The sequence below is a fragment of the Erwinia sp. PME.40.26/001 genome, from assembly GCF_055556675.1.
Genome location: NZ_JBVHNP010000468.1, coordinates 1 through 232, shown reverse-complemented (window position 1 = coordinate 232; position 232 = coordinate 1). Strand labels below are relative to the sequence as shown.

1 protein-coding gene is annotated in these 232 nt (G+C 60.3%); it reads left to right on the top strand.

Translation table 11 applies throughout. From position 1 onward, the window contains the following. Positions 1 to 232 (top strand): substrate-binding domain-containing protein (locus ACZ3HG_RS25005; RefSeq protein WP_465335261.1); only part of this gene is annotated, 232 nt, incomplete at both ends.

Below are 232 nucleotides of genomic sequence, written 5' to 3'. Positions count from 1 at the left end.
AGCGCCTCACATGGTTTTGCGGTGGCGGCTCTGGTGGCGACATTGGGCGAGGCGGGCACGCCAGTTGATCTGGCCTATCGCAACAGCACCGAAGCTGTCGCTGCACTGGCGCGCGGTGAATGTGACCTGGCTGGTTTTCATGTGCCGGAGGGCGAGTTTGAAGCCGCCAGCATGAAGCAATATCGCAAATGGCTCAAACCCCGTCAGCATGTGCTTGTGCATCTGGCCAGTC